At 72.7% G+C, this 16,313-nt stretch carries 15 protein-coding genes; 1 reads left to right on the forward strand and 14 read right to left on the reverse strand.

Annotated features, from left to right (window positions below; translation table 11 throughout):
• Nucleotides 1–3: 3 nt before the first annotated feature.
• The 6 genes from ABGB14_RS45340 to ABGB14_RS45365 are packed head-to-tail and all read right to left on the reverse strand — an operon-like array spanning nucleotide 4 to nucleotide 6,871.
• The gene (locus tag ABGB14_RS45340) at nucleotides 4–870 is read right to left on the reverse strand and encodes an NAD(P)-dependent oxidoreductase (RefSeq protein WP_347650088.1); all 867 of its coding nucleotides are present in this window, start codon (nucleotides 868–870) and stop codon (nucleotides 4–6) included.
• Nucleotides 867–1,742, reverse strand: coding sequence for an isocitrate lyase/PEP mutase family protein (locus ABGB14_RS45345; RefSeq protein ID WP_347650089.1), 876 nt, complete (start codon nucleotides 1,740–1,742; stop codon nucleotides 867–869). The genes ABGB14_RS45340 and ABGB14_RS45345 overlap by 4 nt, the downstream gene beginning before the upstream one ends.
• Complete coding sequence (gene tcuA / locus ABGB14_RS45350) at nucleotides 1,739–3,232, reverse strand: FAD-dependent tricarballylate dehydrogenase TcuA (protein WP_347650090.1); 1,494 nt, start codon at nucleotides 3,230–3,232, stop codon at nucleotides 1,739–1,741. The genes ABGB14_RS45345 and tcuA overlap by 4 nt, the downstream gene beginning before the upstream one ends.
• A gap of 34 nt (nucleotides 3,233–3,266) precedes the next feature.
• Nucleotides 3,267–4,598, reverse strand: a complete 1,332-nt coding sequence (locus ABGB14_RS45355) for an MFS transporter (RefSeq protein WP_347650091.1) — start codon at nucleotides 4,596–4,598, stop codon at nucleotides 3,267–3,269.
• A gap of 54 nt (nucleotides 4,599–4,652) precedes the next feature.
• Entirely contained in the window at nucleotides 4,653–6,116 is a 1,464-nt protein-coding gene (locus ABGB14_RS45360) for an aldehyde dehydrogenase (protein ID WP_347650092.1), read from the reverse strand.
• Nucleotides 6,113–6,871: a FadR/GntR family transcriptional regulator gene (locus tag ABGB14_RS45365; protein ID WP_347650093.1), complete on the reverse strand. Its 759-nt coding sequence runs from the start codon at nucleotides 6,869–6,871 to the stop codon at nucleotides 6,113–6,115. Before ABGB14_RS45365 ends, ABGB14_RS45360 begins: the two co-directional genes overlap by 4 nt.
• A 392-nt stretch (nucleotides 6,872–7,263) precedes the next feature.
• On the opposite strand from ABGB14_RS45365, the gene ABGB14_RS45370 reads away from it, so the two are divergent.
• The gene (locus tag ABGB14_RS45370) at nucleotides 7,264–8,148 is read left to right on the forward strand and encodes an alpha/beta hydrolase (protein ID WP_347650094.1); all 885 of its coding nucleotides are present in this window, start codon (nucleotides 7,264–7,266) and stop codon (nucleotides 8,146–8,148) included.
• 105 nt (nucleotides 8,149–8,253) lie between these two features.
• On the opposite strand, the gene ABGB14_RS45375 is transcribed toward ABGB14_RS45370, so the two are convergent.
• The 8 genes from ABGB14_RS45375 to ABGB14_RS45410 all read right to left on the reverse strand — a co-directional run bounded on the left by ABGB14_RS45375 (nucleotide 8,254) and on the right by ABGB14_RS45410 (nucleotide 16,310).
• Nucleotides 8,254–9,396, reverse strand: a complete 1,143-nt coding sequence (locus ABGB14_RS45375) for an FAD-binding oxidoreductase (RefSeq protein WP_347650095.1) — start codon at nucleotides 9,394–9,396, stop codon at nucleotides 8,254–8,256.
• Between the two features lie 11 nt (nucleotides 9,397–9,407).
• On the reverse strand, nucleotides 9,408–10,214 hold the full coding sequence (locus ABGB14_RS45380) for an ABC transporter permease (RefSeq protein WP_347650096.1): 807 nt from the start codon (nucleotides 10,212–10,214) through the stop codon (nucleotides 9,408–9,410).
• Nucleotides 10,211–11,110, reverse strand: coding sequence for an ABC transporter permease (locus ABGB14_RS45385; protein ID WP_347650097.1), 900 nt, complete (start codon nucleotides 11,108–11,110; stop codon nucleotides 10,211–10,213). Before ABGB14_RS45385 ends, ABGB14_RS45380 begins: the two co-directional genes overlap by 4 nt.
• Nucleotides 11,107–12,231, reverse strand: coding sequence for an ABC transporter ATP-binding protein (locus ABGB14_RS45390; RefSeq protein WP_347650098.1), 1,125 nt, complete (start codon nucleotides 12,229–12,231; stop codon nucleotides 11,107–11,109). The genes ABGB14_RS45385 and ABGB14_RS45390 overlap by 4 nt, the downstream gene beginning before the upstream one ends.
• Entirely contained in the window at nucleotides 12,228–13,271 is a 1,044-nt protein-coding gene (locus ABGB14_RS45395; protein WP_347650099.1) for an ABC transporter substrate-binding protein, read from the reverse strand. Before ABGB14_RS45395 ends, ABGB14_RS45390 begins: the two co-directional genes overlap by 4 nt.
• Nucleotides 13,268–14,320 (reverse strand): ABC transporter substrate-binding protein, encoded by a 1,053-nt coding sequence (locus ABGB14_RS45400; protein WP_347650100.1) that lies wholly within the window; start codon nucleotides 14,318–14,320, stop codon nucleotides 13,268–13,270. Before ABGB14_RS45400 ends, ABGB14_RS45395 begins: the two co-directional genes overlap by 4 nt.
• Nucleotides 14,317–15,447 (reverse strand): N-methyl-L-tryptophan oxidase, encoded by a 1,131-nt coding sequence (solA, locus tag ABGB14_RS45405; protein ID WP_347650101.1) that lies wholly within the window; start codon nucleotides 15,445–15,447, stop codon nucleotides 14,317–14,319. Before solA ends, ABGB14_RS45400 begins: the two co-directional genes overlap by 4 nt.
• A 128-nt stretch (nucleotides 15,448–15,575) precedes the next feature.
• Entirely contained in the window at nucleotides 15,576–16,310 is a 735-nt protein-coding gene (locus tag ABGB14_RS45410; RefSeq protein ID WP_347650102.1) for a GntR family transcriptional regulator, read from the reverse strand.
• Between the last annotated feature and the right edge of the window lie 3 nt (nucleotides 16,311–16,313).

Consider the following 16,313-nt stretch of genomic DNA (forward strand, 5'->3'; position numbering starts at 1 on the left):
ACCTCACTGGTCGATCACTTTGACGACGACGGTGTGGTACTCCTCGGCATGCCCTCGCGCGCAGGCGGTGCCGAGCAGATCGTGCGCGAGCCGCCCGGCGGGCAGTCGCAGGCCCGCACGCTCGGCCAGGTCGAGGGCGTACCCGATGTCCTTGCGCATGTAGGCGGCGGGGAAGGCGCCGCGCGGGTGGGTGTCCGGCTGCAGCGCCTTGCGGCCGTGGTTGTCCAGGGCGAAGCTCGCCGCCGAGCCGGCCGCGAGCGCGTCGAAGAGCGTGGCGTCGTCCACCAGCCCCGTGCGCCTGGCCAGCGTGACGGCCTCGGCCAGCGCCACGACGGTCTCGAAGACGACCAGGTTGTTCACCAGCTTGACCAGGGCGCCCGCGCCGGGCGGGCCGCAGTGCCGCACCTCGGTCGCCAGGTGGCGCAGGTACGGTTCGACGCGGGCGAACGCGGCGGCGTCGGGCGCGCCCACGGTGATGCTCAGCGTGCCGTCGACGGCCGCCTGCCGGGTGCGGGCGACGGGCGCGTCGAGGAAGTCGACGTCCGCCTCGGCCAGCCGCGCCGCGAGGCGCTGCGCCAGTTCGACGGGCGAGGTGCTCAGGTCCACGATGGTCTGTCCCGCCCGCGCGCGCGGCAGCAGCTCGTTCAGGACGACGGCCTCCACCTGGGGTCCGCCGGGCAGCGACAGGAAGACGAGGTCGCTGCGCTCGGCCACCTCCGCGGCCGAGCCCGCCCTGTCCGCCCCTGCGGCGTCCAGCGCCTTCGCGTCAAGATCGAACGCGGTCACCGGGACGCCCGCGCGGCGCACGAGGTTGCGGCACATGGGCCCGCCCATGACGCCGAGGCCGACGAAACCGAGTCTGGTGCTCATGACGTTCCTTCCTCCGACGGGGACGAGGTGGCGTACCGGGCCTCGAGCACCTCGAACTCCGGCCGTCTGACCAGCCGCTGCCGCTCGGCCCAGCTGGCGAGCTGCGACTCGCCGGGAGCGGTTCCCGCGCGCAGCGTGTGCAGCGCGTCCTGGATGCCCTTCAGCCCGGCCAGCAGCGGCAGGTTGGCGTGCAGCGCGATCGCGAACCCCAGCTCGCGCAGCCGCCGCTCGGGCAGCATGGGCGTGACACCGCCGTGCACCAGGTTGATGACCTGCGGCCCGCGCACCTTGGCCGCGACCTGCTCCACCTCCGCTTCCGAGCGCGGCGCCTCGACGAACACCACGTCGGCGCCCGCCGCGCGGTAGTCGTTGGCCCTGGCGCAGGCCTCCTCTATCCCGGCCACGGCGCGCGCGTCGGTGCGCGCGACGATCAGGGTGCCGTCGTCGCGCCTGGCGTCCACCGCGGCCCGGATCTTGGCGATCATCTCCCCGGCGGGGACGACGCTCTTGCCGGCGAAGTGGCCGCACCGTTTGGGGAAACTCTGATCCTCGATCTGGATCGCGCCTGCGCCGGCCCGTTCCAGGTCGCGGACGGTGCGGCGGACGTTGATCGGGTTGCCGAAGCCCGTGTCGGCGTCGACGATGAGCGGCACGCTCACCGCCTCGCGGATCGCCGCCACGTGTGCGAGCAGTTCGCTGAAGGTCAGCAGCCCGATGTCGGGGACCGCCAGATGGCTGTTGGCCAGCCCCGCGCCGGTGACGTAGACGCTCTCGAAACCGCAGTCCTCGATCACCCGCGCGGTCAGGGCGTTGGCGGCGCCGGGCACGACGAGCAGCCGTCCTGAGCCGAGCAGCGCGCGAAGGGCGCTCACCCGGTACCACCGGCGGCCCGCGCCGCCGCGTTCCCCCCGGCGATCCTGCCGAACACCGCGCCGCGCACGAGCCCCGAGCCCGCGGCGTAGTTGTGGTAGAAGAAGTCGCCGGCGATCTCCCCCGTGGCGTACAGGCCGGGCATCGGCCGTCCCGTCGTGTCCACGACGCGCGCCTGCGTGTCGATCTTCAGCCCGCCGTAGGTGAAGGTGATGCCGCAGGTGACCGCGTAGGCCACGAAAGGCGGTTCGTCCAGCGTCTGGGCCCAGTTCGACTTGGGCGGCTGCCCGGCCGGCTCCGCCGAGACACCGTCCAGCCGCATCGGATCGAACCGGGACCCGGCGTCGGCCGAGACGGCACGGTTGAACGTCGAGACCGTCTCGGCCAGCGCGTTCGCCGGCACGCCGAGCCGCCCGGCCAGCTCCGCGAGCGTGCCGGCCTCGACGGGCGTTCCGGTGCGGTAGCGGGGTTCGAGCAGGTGGACGGTCTTCTGGTCGAAGACCTGGTAGGCGACGCCGCCGGTCTGCCGCATGATCGCGCTGCCGGTCTTGGCGTAGGTCAGCCAGACCTCGGTCTCGCCCTCGTCGACGAAGCGCCGGCCCTCCCCGTTGACCAGGAGCGCGTACGGGTAGGAGTAGCGGCTCAGCTTGTCGGTCATGCGCAGGTCGCCCACGGGCGGGTGCGCGGCGTCCTGCGGGCTGGCGTGGCAGCCGCCCCAGTGGCCGGCCGGCTGGGCTCCGGCGTGCAGCGCCTGGGCGAGCATCGTGCCCATGTTGAACCGGGTACCGCGTACCTTCACCAGGTCCCAGCCGGGGCCGAGGTAACGCAGCCGCATTTCGGGGTTGGCCTCGAACCCGCCGCTGGCCAGCACGACCGCCCCGCGAACCTCGTCGAAGCCGTTCTGCCGGCGCACGAGCACGCCGTCGACGGTCGCGCCACTGGTGATCAGACCGGCGGCGGGCGCGTCGTACCGGATCTCGATGCCGGCCCGCTCGACGGCGGCGAACAGCCGCTCCATCAGGCCGACCCCCTCGCCCTTGGCGCGGATGGCGCCGCCGGGCGGCAGCGCGTAGACGCCGTCCAGGTTGTCCAGGTCGAAGAGCTTGTTGGCGGTGAGTTCCCATTCCACGCCCTGCCGCCGCATCCATTCGAGCGTCTCGAAGGACCCGTCGACCACGGTGTCGACCAGTTCGCGCGGCGGGCGGCCCATGGAGGTGGCCAGCCAGTCGCCCGCGTAGCGCTGCCTGCTGTACGGCGCGACGGACACCTTGGACAGCACCTTCTCGTCCGACTCGGTCAGCAGCGGGCGTATCGACTCCAGGCCGTCGTGGGCGGCGCGGAAGATGCCGCCGGAGAAGCGGCTGTTGCCGCCGCGTTCGTCCTCCCCGGCCGCCTCCAGCACGATCACGCGGGCGCCGGCCTCGTGCGCGGCCAGCGCCGCCACCAGCCCCGCGTTGCCCGCGCCGACAACGACGACGTCGGTCTCCGTCATGGACAAGGGATCTTCCTTTCGTCAGGGGTGAGTCTCAGCGGCTCGGCGCGTACGCGGAGTCGCCCTCGCCGGCCGCCGTGGCCGGCCGCGCGTCGGCGATGCGCAGGCGCGAGGTCTCGGGCGCCAGGTACGCGGCCACCGCGCTGATCACGGCGGTGAACGCCATGTACCCGGCGAAGTACCAGGGACCGCCGTCGCCGACCCCGACGAGCGCGGTCGCGATCAAGGGCAACGGCCCGCCGAACAGCGCGCCGGCCACCTGGTAGCCGAGGGAGAGGCCCGTGTAGCGGACCGAGGTCGGGAACAGCTCGGAGAAGAAGCTGGCCTGCGTGCCGTACACCGCGGCGTGCCCGACGGCCATGCAGACGGCGATGCCGGCGAACAGCAGCGGCCCCGATCCCTGGCCGGCCAGCCAGAAGAAGGGGAACGTGCACGCCGCGAGGAAGGCCAGGCCGCCGATGTACACCGGCCGCCTGCCGACCCGGTCGGAGAGGTGCGCGAACGCCGGCAGCGTGAACGTCTCGATCAGCGCGGCGACGCTGACCGCGACCAGCACGGTGCTGCTGGAGAACCCGAGCGTGGTCGTGGCGTAGGCGAGGATGAAGGTGGCGAAGGTGTAGAAGTAGGTGTTGGGCGCGATGTGTGCGGCGATGAGCAGCACGACCCTGCCGGGATGGCGCCTGACGACCTCGGCCAGCGGCAGGCGCACGACGGCCTGCGTCTGCTTGGCGTTCTCGAAGGCGGGGCTCTCCACGATCCGCATCCTGATCACGAGTCCGACCAGGACGAGCACGAAGCTGAGCAGGAACGGCACGCGCCAGCCCCAGGCCTGGAAGCTCGCCTCCGGCATGGCGGTGAGGAAGGCGTAGAAGACGGCCGTGCCGAGCACGAGCCCGGCAGTCACCCCCATCTGCGGCCAGCTCGCCGCCAGACCGCGGCGCCCTTCGGGGGCGTGCTCCACGGCCATGACGACGGCTCCGCCGTACTCTCCGCCGACGGCCAGCCCCTGGAACACGCGGAGCGCCACCAGCAGTGCGGGCGCGGCGACACCGATGCTCGCGTACGTCGGCAGGACGCCGATGAGCATCGTGGCCACGCCCATGCCGACGACGGTGACGACGAGCATCGTCTTCCTGCTGAGCTTGTCGCCGAAGTGACCGGCCAGCACACCGCCGATCGGCCGGGCCAGCCAGCCGGTGGCGAACGTGGCGAAAGCCAGCAGGGTGCCCGCGGTGGGCGAGAACTCGGGGAAGAACAGCTTGTTCAGAACCAGGGCGGCGGAAGTTCCGTAAATGAAGAAGTCGTACCACTCGACTGTGGTCCCGACCAGGGTCGCCAGCGCGACGCGCCGGCTCTGTCCGGACATGGGTCACCTCCGTGAGGGAGTGATGGAGGGTGTCGCAGCGTTGGGAGGGGGTGGTCAGGTGCGGATGGAGAACGGGTCCCTGGCGGAGCCCGAGTAGTCGATCATCACGTTCTGCACGTAGGTGTACTCGGCGAGCGCCTCCTCGCCGCGCTCGCGCCCGTAGCCGCTGCGCTTGACGCCGCCGAACGGGGCCTGGGCGGCGGTGGAACGGTAGGTGTTGACCCAGATCGAGCCGGCTTCCAGGCGGTCGGCGACGCGGTGCGCTCGGTCCAGGTCGCGGGTCCAGACGCCGGCGGCGAGACCGTAGTCGGTGGCGTTGGCGATGCGGACGGCCTCGTCCTCGTCGTCGAAGGGGATGATGGACAGCACCGGGCCGAAGATCTCCTCCGCGGCGACGCGCATGTCCGGCGAGACGTCGCCGAAGACGGTCGGCTGGATGAACAGGCCTCGGCCCGGCCCTTCCGCGGCGTGGCCGCCGGTGAGCAGGGTGGCGCCGTCGTCGCGGCCGGCCTCGATGAGAGCGAGGATCCGGTCGAACTGGGGGCGGTTGGCCACCGGGCCCATCTCGGTCTCCGGGTCGAGCGGGTCGCCCAGGCGGATCGCGCGGGCGCGCGCGACGATGGCCTCGCTCACCTGCTCGTAGATGGGGCGGTGCACCAGCAGGCGCGAGCCGGCGATGCACGTCTGCCCGGCCGCGGCGAAGATCCCCGCGACGGCGCCGACGATCGCGCGGTCGAGGTCGGCGTCGTCGAAGACGATGTTGGGTGACTTGCCGCCGAGTTCGAGCGTGAGCGGGATCAGGCGGCGGGCCGCGGCCTCGGCCACGCGCGCGCCCGTCGCGCTCCCTCCGGTGAAGCTGATCTTGTCGATGCCGGGATGGGCGGTCAGCGCGTCGCCCACCGCCCCGTCGCCCGTGACGACGTTGACCACGCCGGGCGGGAAACCGGCCTCGGCGGCCAGCAGGCCCAGCTCGCAGGTCGTCACCGACGCGTGCTCCGACGGCTTGACCACGACGGTGTTGCCCGTGGCGAGCGCGGCGGGCAGCTTGTTGGCCAGCAAGGCGATCGGCGAGTTCCAGGCGGTGACAATCCCGGCGACGCCGTAGGGACGGCGGCGGGTGAAGTCGAACATGCCGGGGTGGTCCAGCGGCACGGTCCTGCCGTAGATCTTGTCGGCGTAGCCGGCGAAGAAGCGCAGGTTGCGCGCGGCGAAGGTCATCTGGTTGCGGGTCTCGCGGATGACCTTGCCGTTGTCGCTGCTCTCCATCGTGGCCAGGGCGTCGCCATGCGCCTCCAGCAGGTCGGCCAGGGCGGTCATGAGCTGGGCGCGCCGCACGCCCGGCGTGGTGCGCCAGGTCTCGTGGAAGGCTCCGCGGGCGGCGTCGACGGCGCGGCCGACGTCGCCGGGGGTCGCGGCGGGCACGGTCGCCCACTCCCGGCCGGTGCAGGGATTGATCGACGCGAAGCGGTCGGCGCCGTCCTCCGCGCGGCCATCGATGATCATACGGGCGCGTTTCACGGCGGGCCCCCCTCCTGCCGCCCCAGGTTCAGCCGGCGGGCGCCGGCGTCTCGCAGATCGCCGGCCATCCCCTCGAACAACTGCCTGACGTTCTGCCGTGACGCCTCCAGGTGGGCGTGCATGGCCGCGTCGGCCTCCTCCGGATCGCGTGCGCGTATCGCCTCGTAGATGCGGTAGTGCTCCTCGAAGGCGGCCTTGGCGCGGGGCGGGGACTCGCCCGATCGGGCCCGGGCGAGCTGGAACTGCCTCGACACGCTCCTGGCCGTCTCCACCAGCTTCAGGTTGCCGCTCATGTCGAGAACCTGCTGGTGGAAGTCCAGATCGCGTGGGTACGGGTGATCGGGGTCGGCCAGGGCCGCCTTGGTGCTGGCCAGCAGCCGGCCGAGCGCGTCGAGCAGGTCGTCGTCGGCGCGCTCGGCGGCCAGCCTGGCGGCCTTGCATTCCAGCGCCTGGCGCACTTCTGCCAGCTGGTCGATGGCGACGGCGTCGAAAGCCGCGACGAACATGCCCCGGCCGGGCACGGCGCGCACGAGGCCTTCGGCGGCCAGCGCCTGCAACGCCTCCCTGATCGGCGATCTGCTGATCGACAGCGTCTCGGCGAGGTTGAGCTCGTTCAGCCGCTCTCCCGGCTCGAACTGGCCGGACAGGATGAGCTGCCGGATGATCGTGGCGACCTCGTCGGCGAACCGGCGAGATTGGAACACCGAGCTGTCGAAGCCTTCCGGCAATCCCTTGCGGTCACGTGGGGGGGACATCGAACCTGCCAATCTGTCGTCTGTCGACAGACGACACCGTAGAACAGGACACTCCACCCCACAAGCCCCAATATTCCAGTGTGAGGACGCAGGCGGTGCTTGACACCGCACGGCGGCACGGATGTAATGCTCGACGTGTCGTGTGACGCCGCCAGGTGGACGGCGGCGGGTGGGCGGCACCTGACACCCGGGGGTTGATCTCTATGTTCACGGGCCTCATCTGATCTTCTCGCGCCCCGCGTGACGCCTCCGTGCCCATGACGGCGCCCAGCGCCCTGGTACGGACCCGCATGAGCCTCCCCCGGCTCATCCCCGCGTGCCCGAGGCACCGACGCCACCGCCACGCCGTGCTCACCCGTGCTCGTCCACACCTTGATCGAAGGAACCCCTTCGTGCAGCTCGCACACGTCTCCATCACGCCCGAAGCCAAAGCCGCCGTACGCTCCCACCTCGGCACGTTGTTCACCGACCCGCCCACGCTCGACGCCGACGCCGACATGACCCCCGTCCTGCCGCGGACCGGCGGCGTCCCCGGCGTGTGGGTCACCGCACCCGGCGCGAAGCTCGAGGCGGGCGTCACGATCTACGTGCACGGCGGGGGCTTCTCCCACAGCAACCCGGCCATGGAGCAGATCATGGCCTACCGTCTCTCCCAGGCGACGGGCCGTCCCGCCCTGGCGGTCGACTACCGGCTCGCGCCGGCCCACCCCTACCCCGCGGCCGTCGAGGACGTGGTGGCCGTCCACCGGAGCCTGCTCGCCCAGGAGGTGCCCGCCGAGCGGATCCTGCTCGCCGGCGAGTCGGCCGGCGGGACGCTGCTGCTGTCGGCGCTCCTGGTGCTCGCCGAGGCCGGCGAGCCTCTGCCCGGGGGCGCCGTGGCGGTCTCCCCCGTCACCGACTTCACGGTTTCGAGCCCGTCCATCCGCGCCAACAAGGGCCGCGACCTCATCGACCCGGACATCATGGGCCCCATCGGCGAGCAGTATCTCGCGGGCGCGCGCCCCGACCGGGGGCCGCAGTCGCCTCTCCACGGCGATCTGCGCGGCCTGCCGCCCCTCCTCATCGTCGCGGGCGGCGACGAGGTGCTCCTCGACGACTCCCGGCGCTTCGCCGAGGCCGCCTGCGCCGCCGGCGTCGACACGGCGCTCGACGTCTACGACGGCATGCCGCACGCGTTCCACGCCGTGGTGCTGTCCCCGGGCGACGCTCACCTGCCGACCGCGACGACGTTCCTGCGGCGGGTGACGGACTGGACGGCCCGGCTCCCGGTCACGTGACCTCCGCGTCCCGCCCCGAACCGGCCTGTCCGGGGCCCTGAACCGGCCCCGAACAGGGTCCCGAACCGGCCCTGCCCAAGGCCCTGGACAGGGCCGAGGTCCCGGTCACTGCTGGCCGGGGCGGCGGGCCGGGGCCGGGGCGGGACGTACGGCGCCGTCGGCGAAGCGGCCGGGACGGAACGGCGACAGCAGCGCGGACTCCTCCCCGAACAGCTCGCCCGCCACCTCCTCCATCAGCAGCGGCGCCAGCGTCACCCCGCTGTGCGTGGCCACCGTGTAGACGCGCCGGCCGGCGTCGGCGAAGCCGGCCACGGTGAGCCCGTCACCCGGCATCGCCCGCTGGCCGACGACCGCCCGCTCCGCCGTGGCCCCCTCGGTCGCGCGCAGCACCTTCGGCAGCAGGCCGAGCATCTCGTCGACGACCTCGCCCGGCACCGGGAGCGCCGGGTCGGCCAGCCCGTCCAGCTGCAGCGCCTGCAGCAGCAGCCGGCCCCCGCCGTCGGGGCGCAGGTTGAGCCCGCCGGTGGTGAGCACCCGGGACAGCCGGGCAGGCACCGGCGACGTGGTGACCAGGAACCCGTTGGTGACCGTCCCGGACACGGCGGGATCCAGCATGGGCACGTCCGCCCCGGCCAGCGCGGCCACCCGCTGCGTCCAGCGGCCCGCGCACGTGACCACCACGTCGCCGGCGAACGTGCGCCCGTCGGCCAGCGTCACCTTGGCGCCCGCCGGTGCCGTCTCGACGGCCGTGACCTCGGCCCCGCACTCGACCACCGCGCCACGGTCGCGGGCCTCGCCGAGCAGCCGGCCGAGCAGCCGCAGCGGCAGCACGTACGCCTCGCCGGGGAAGAACACGTACTCGGCGCCGCCGGGCGGCGGCACCAGGTCGGGCTCCAGCGCCCGCGCCCGCCGGGCGGTCACCCGCTCGACCGGGTAGCCCAGGGCCAGCAGCCGCGCCACGCGCTCCTCCAGCAGGCCCTTGTGCTCGTCGGTGGCCGCGCACTCGAGGTTGCCCGTGGGGAAGTGCCAGTCGCCGGGCAGCTGGTGGTGCGCCCAGACGGCGGCGTGGTTGAGGTCGAAGTACTCCTTCGGCGTCTTGTTGTTGGCGTTGATCCACGCGACCGAGGTGGACGTCGTACCGGAGCCCGGGGTCCGGGCCTCCAGGACGGTGACCTGCGCGCCGCGCCGGGTCAGACCGGCCGCGACCGCGGCACCGACCACCCCCGCACCGATGACGACGACTCGCACAGTGGCTCCTCTCACTTGTGGTCGGTGTCGGCGCCGAACAGCCTGGCCACGCCGACGAAACGTTCGATGACGACGACCGCGACCACGGCGAACAGCACCATCAGCGTGCCGATGGCGGTGACCGTCGGGTCGTAGTCGTACTGCATGTAGTTGAAGATCCGTACGGGCAGCGTCTGCAGGTCGGTGGTGACCACGAACAGCGCCACGGTGAGGTCGTCGAAGGAGGTGATGAAGGCGAAGAACGCGCCGCCGATGAGCGCGCCGCGCACGGCGGGCAGCGTCACGTGCCAGAACACCAGGAACGGCGGCGCGCCCAGCCCCGCGGCGGCCTTCTCCGCCGAGCGGTCCAGTCCGGCGAGCCCGGCGAGGACGAGCCGCACCGCGTACGGCACCGTCAGCACCAGGTGGGCCAGCAGCAGCGTGAACGGGCTGGAGGCCAGCCCCATCTGCGCGAACCACTGCAGCAGGCCGATGCCGAGCACGATCGTGGGCACCGCGAACGCGCTGGACAACACCGCCTCCAGCGCGCCGCGCCCGGGGAAACGGTGGCGGTGGATGGCCAGCCCGCCGGCCAGACCCACCACCGCGGAGATCGCCGCCGCGGCCAGGGCCACCCCGGCGCTGAGCGCGAACGACGACAGGAACTCCGGCTTGCCGAACACCTCCGCGTACCAGCGCAGCGTGATCCCCTGCGGCGGGAACGTCACGTACGACGTGGTCGTGAGCGAGGAGGCCACGGTGACCGCGACGGGGGCGATCAGGAACAGCCCGACGAGGACGGCGAAGCCGGTGCCGAGCACGCGGGTGAGCCGGGTCATCCGAACACCGCCTCCCCGTGGCCCCTGCGCAGCAGCCGGGAGTAGCCGAGCAGCAGCCCGGTCGTCACGACGACCAGGACGAACCCGATCGCGGCCGCGTACGGCCAGTCGAGCGTGGTCGTGGCCTGCGTGTAGACGAAGTACGGCATGAGCTTCACCTTCGGGCCACCGAGGATCGCGGGGGTGACGAAGCTGGACGCGGTCAGGCTGAACACGATCATGGCTCCGGCCAGCATGCCGGGAGCGGACAGCGGCAGCGTGATCCGCCAGAAGCAGGTCCAGCCGGGCGCGCCCAGCCCTTTGGCGGCGGGCACGAGCGTCGGGTCGATCCGGTCGAGGCTGCCCATCAGCGGCAGCACCATGTACGCCAGCATCACGTGGACCATGCCGATGAGCACGGCCGTGTCGTTGTAGAGCAGCTGCGGCGGGGTGAGCCCGAGCCACGTCAGCACGGCCGCGACGGGGCCGTTCGGCCCCAGCACCACGAGCCAGCCGTACGCGCGGATGACCATGCTGATCAGCAGCGGCGACAGCAGCAGCAACGCCAGCCAGTTGCGCACCCGCGGGGAGCGGCCGCGCATGTAGAGGGCGAACGGGTAGCCGATGACCAGGCAGCCGGCCGTGGTCATGGCGGCGACCTTGAGGGTGTTCCACAACACGTCCCGGTAGAACGGGTCGCCGAGGAACCGTGCGTAGTTGCCGAAGGTGAACGCGCCGGTCTGCGTCCTGAAGCTGTTGGCCACCAGCGTGAACAGCGGCGCCACGAACAGCAGCGCGAAGATGACGACGGCGGGCAGCGCGAGCAGCAGGCCCGTACGCCAGCGGGGGCGGCTCCCCCGCCCGCTCGCCGGCCCATACCCTGGCCCGTTCCCGGGCCCGTTCCCTGGCCCGGTCATCGGGCCGCCATCGAGGCGTCCGACGGCCGCCATGCGCAGGTCACCTCCTCCCCTGCCGCGGGCACCTCCGCGTCGAACGGCAGCGCCGCCGTCACCTCGCCCGCACCGGTGGCGACGACGCACCGGATGCGCGAGCCGAGGAACCGGGTCTCCCGCACGGTGCCCCTGAGCCCGTCGCCGTCCGCCCGGATCCGCACGACCTCGGGCCGTACGTAGACGCGCACGCCGGCGCCCTGGGCCGGAGGGTCGCCCACGGGGGTGGCGCCGACCCTCGCGCCCGCGACCTCGCAGACGCCGGCGCCCGTGGCGGTGCCGTCGAGGGCGTTGACCTCGCCGATGAACTGCGCCACGAAGTCCGTGGCCGGCCTCAGGTAGATCTCCCGCGGCCGGTCGAGCTGGTGGATGACGCCGTCGGCCATGACCGCGATCCGGTCGGAGACCGCCAGCGCCTCCTCCTGGTCGTGGGTGACGAGGATGGTGGTGGTGCCGATGCGCCGCTGCAGCGCGACGACCTCCTCGCGCAGCCGCACCCGCAGCTGCGCGTCGAGGTTGGAGAACGGCTCGTCGAGCAGCAGCAGGTCGGGCTGGATGACGAGGGCCCTGGCCAGCGCGGCGCGCTGCTGCTGGCCGCCGGACAGCTGGCGCGGGTGCCGGCCGGCCATGCCGTCCAGGCCGACCATCTCCAGCACCTCCTCGACCTGGCGCCGGCGCTCGGCCGCCGGCACCTTCCGCATGCGCAGGCCGAACGCCACGTTGTCGGCGATCGTCATGTGCGGGAACAGCGCGTACGACTGGAAGACCATGCCCATCGAGCGGCGGTGCGGCGGGGTGCCGGTGACGTCCGTGCCGTCCACCTCGATCACGCCGCCGTCGGCGCCGAGATGCCCGGCCACCATGTTGAGCGTGGTGGTCTTGCCGCAGCCCGAGGGCCCGAGCAGGGTCAGGAACTCGCCCGGCTCCGTCTCCAGGTCCACCGCGGAGACGACCTCCTTGCCGCCCAGCACCTTGCGCACGCCGTCCAGGCGCAGGCGCCCGCGCCGTGCGGCCGTGCCCGCGGGCGTCTCGGTGGTGCTCGTGCTCACTGGCCGTTCAGCCTCCTGCCGGGTGGTGCGGGTCCTCACGACCGTTCGACCTCCTTCGTCCACCGGTCCGTCCACGCGGACCGCGCGCCGTTGACGACGGTCCAGTCCAGCGGCTTCATCTCGGCCGCCTGCTCCGGGCCGACCACCCGCCCGGCCACCGCCGGGTCGAGCCCGGCGTCGGTGACCGTCGGCCCGTCGTAGCCCTCGGCGGCCAGCTCGCGCTGGATGCCGGGCTGCAGCAGGGCGTTGACGAACTGCTGCGCCAGGTCGGGGTGCGGCGCCCCGTCGACCACGTTCGCGGTGGCCAGCAGCGGGATGGCGCCGGCCTCGGGGTAGACGAACGCGATCGGGAAGTCCTTGTCCGCCAGCGTCTCCACGCGCGATCCGCCCCAGACGGAGGCGACGGCCTGCCCCTGGAGGAAGTAGTTGGACACGTCGGCGGTGGTGTCGAACGTGAACGCGTTGGCGGCCACCTTCTTCACGCCCGCGAAGCCCGGGTCGATGTCCCGCTCGGAACCGCCGTCCGCGCGGGCCGCCAGCATCAGCGCGCCCACGCCGTACGTGTTGCTGATCGACGGCAGCACGACCTTGCCCTTGAGCCTCGGGTCGGCCAGGTCGGCCAGGCGCTTGGGCGCGGGCAGGCCGTTCTTCGCGTACCAGTCGCGGTTGTAGGCGAGCCCGGTCGCGGTCAGCGCGAAGCCGACCCCGACGTCTCCTGCGAGCCTGGCGACCTTCTCCACCTTGTCCAGGCGGGTGACCTTGGCCGGGTCGAGCCTGGCCAGCAGCCCGGCCTCGGCCGCCTGGGCCTGCGGTCCGTCGTCGATGAGGGCCACGTCGATCTGCGGCGCGTCCTTCTGCGCCTTGAGCTTGGCGACGGTGTCGGTGGAGCTGCCGGCGACGTAGGTGACCTGGCAGCCGCAGGACTTCTCGAAGCCGGGCAGCACGGCCTGTTCGAAGGCCTCCTGGTACGAGCCTCCGTACCCGGCCACGACGAGCTTGCCGGGCGCGGCGGCGGGGGTGGGCGGGGCGCAGGCCGCGAGCCCGACGAGGGCCAGCGCCGCGGCGAGCAGCCTGGTCATGAGGTTTCGATCTCCTTGTTCCAGCGGTCCGTCCACGCGGAGCGGCTCTTGTTGATCGTGGCCCAGTCGAGCTTGCGCAGGTCCGCGGCGCGTTCCTGGCCGACGACCTTCTCGGCGAGCGCGGGGGCGAGCGTGACGCCCTCGACGGCCGGGCCGTTGAAGTTGGAGGCGGCCATGGCCTGCTGCGCCGAAGGGTCGAGCAGCGTGTTGACGAACTTCTGCGCCAGGTCGGGGTGCGGCGCCTTGTTCACCACGTTGACGGTGGCGATCAGGGGCAGCGCGCCCTCCTCCGGGTAGACGAACTTGATGGGGAACCCCTTCTTGGCCAGCGTCTGCACCCGCGAGTTGCCCCACACGGTGGCGACGGCCTGGCCCTGGAGGAAATAGTTGGACACGTCGGCGGTGGTGTCGAACGTGACGGCGTTGGCGGCGACCTTCTTCACGCCCGCGAAGCCGGGGGCGATGTCCTGCTCGGAGCCGCCGGCGACCTTGGCCGCCATGAGCAGGGCGCCCAGGCCGTACGTCTGGGTGATGGACGGCATGACGAGCTTGCCCTTGAGCTTGGGGTCCGCCAGGTCGGCGAGCCGTTCGGGAGCGGGCAGGCCGTTCTTGGCGTAGTAGTCGGTGTTGTAGGCCAGGCCGGTGGCGTTCAGGGAGAAGCCGACGCCGACGTCGCCGGGCAGGCGGGCGATGTCGATCACCTTGGGCAGGTTCGTGACGGTCTTCGGGTCGAGCTTGGCGAGCAGGCCCGCCTCGACCGCCTGGTTCTGCACGCCGTCGTCGATGAGCGCGACGTCGATCTGCGGCGCGTCCTTCTGCGCCTTGAGCTTGGCGACGGTGTCGGTGGAGCTGCCGGCGACGTAGGTGACCTTGCACGAGCAGGCCTTCTCGAAGCCGGGGATGACCGACTGCTTGAACGCCTCCTCGTACGACCCGCCGTATCCGGCGATGACCAGCGTGCCGGGGGCGGCGGACGGCGTGGGCGGGCCGCAGGAGGTGAGGGCGAGGGCTCCGGCGAGGAGCCCGGCGGTCAGCGATCTGGGTGTCATGGCGACCTCCGCAGGGTGCGGTTCGGGGCTAGGTGGCCGATGTCGCGCGCGGTCGCGCCGGTCTCGACCAGGTCGGCGATGATGTCTCCGAGGACGGGTGCGAGCTTGAAACCGTGGCCGCTGAACGCCGCGGCGAGCACGGTGCGGCCGGGCCCGCCGAGCAGGCCGTGCCCGTCGGGGGTGAAGGCGTCGCAGTACGTCGCCACCCGCACCGGGTCCGGGTCCAGCCCCGGCAGCGTCTCGGCGACCGCGCGCGCGACCTGCCTGACGTAGGCGACGGGCACGCTGCGGGCCAGCGCGGCGGGTGACGCGATCTCCTGCCAGGGCACGTGCAGGTTGATCTTGACGGTCGCGCCGTCCACCGCGGGGAAACACGAGTAGGCGGGCTCGCCGACGCGGATGGCGATCGGGCACCGGCCGGGGTCGAACAGGCTCTCGTCCCGGCGCGGGAACCAGGTCGAGGTGATGGCCCTGACGGTCAGGGCGCGGGCGAGCGGTTCGGGCAGCAGGCCGCTCGCCGCCGCCCACGGGCCGGGGGCGAGCACCGCGTGGGTGAAGCGGTGCTCGCCGTCCTCGGCCAGGACGGTGACGCCGGCGGCGTCCTCGCGCAGTTCGCGTACGGGCGTGTAGCGGGCGACGCGCGCGCCCGCCCGCTCCGCGGCGGCGGCCGCGGCCCCGACGGCGGGTTCGGGACGCAGGTAGCCGGCGTCGTGGTCGACGACCATGACCTCTCCGTCGCGCAGGGGGTGCTCGGGCACCCGCCGCCGCGCGTCCTCGCCCGTCAGGACCTCGACGGGCAGGTCGTGGGCGCGGGCGGCGTCCAGCACCGCGCGCACCTTGGGATGTTCGCGGGGGCCCGCCGTGACGCCGCCGACCGGGGTGAGCAGCCGGCGTCCCGCTGCGCGCTCCAGTTCGGCCCACAGGGCGCGGGCCTCGCGCAGCAGCGGCACGTAGCGGGGGCCTTCCTTGTACGCCGTACGGAAGATGCGCGACTCGCCTCCGGCGGCCCCGCGGTCGTGGCCGGGGGCGTAGGTGTCGAAGCCGACGGCGTGGATGCCGCGCTCGGCCAGCCGCCACAGGGCCATCGAGCCGACGGTGCCGGTGCCGACGACGGCGACTGAGGTCATGGCTCCGCTCCTTCGGGGGGTTTCGGGGGGTATGACGGTTTTCTGGAGGGTTCACGGCATGGCGAGAACCCGGCCCGGCGCCGGTTGGGTCGCGCCGGTCCTGTCGTGCCGTCCTGTCAGGGGATGATTCAGCTGTGGTCGGAGGAGCCGCCCAGGTCGGTCTCCACGTAGAACCGCTCGGACCGGGGCGGGACGATCATTTCCACGATCTCCGCGATCTCTCCCCGCCTGGTCCAGGTCTCGCGCGTCCAGCGGAACGCGGGCGTGCCCGCGGGCAGGCCGAACGCCTCCGCCTCGGCGCCGCCGAGGACGCACGGCTCCACGTACATCCTGGCCCGCACCAGCTCGATCCCGCGGTCGCGCAGGTAGGCGTGCGTGGTGAGGGGCTCCAGCGGCTGGTCGAGCAGGTCGGGCGCCAGCCGGAACGGCAACACGTGCAGCTCGCTGTTGATCACCTGGCCGGCCGTGTCCATCTTGTGGCGCTCCATCTGGACGACCGCCTCCTCGTCCGGCACGCCGGGCAGCCGCAGCCGCGCCGACTGCGCGGGCATCACCTGCGCCGAGACGACCTTGTGGTCGCCGTGCGTCTCCGGTCCCTGGATCAGCAGGCCGGTGAAGCGGAGCAGGTTGTGCCGGCCGACGGCCTGGGCGACGAAGCTGCCGCGCTTGCGGAAGCGCACGATGAGCCCGGCGTCGGCGAGGTCGCGAAGGGCCCGCTGCACGGTGATGCGCGAGACCTCGAACTCCTCGCAGAGCTCGACCTCGGTGGGGATCCGGGTGCCCGGACCCCAGTGACCGCTGCGGATACGCGCCTCCAGCGCCCTGCGGATCTGCACATGGAGCAGGAGGTCACGTTCTGACATGCC

This window comes from Nonomuraea sp. B10E15 (assembly GCF_039871615.1).
Classification (GTDB): Bacteria; Actinomycetota; Actinomycetes; order Streptosporangiales; family Streptosporangiaceae; genus Nonomuraea.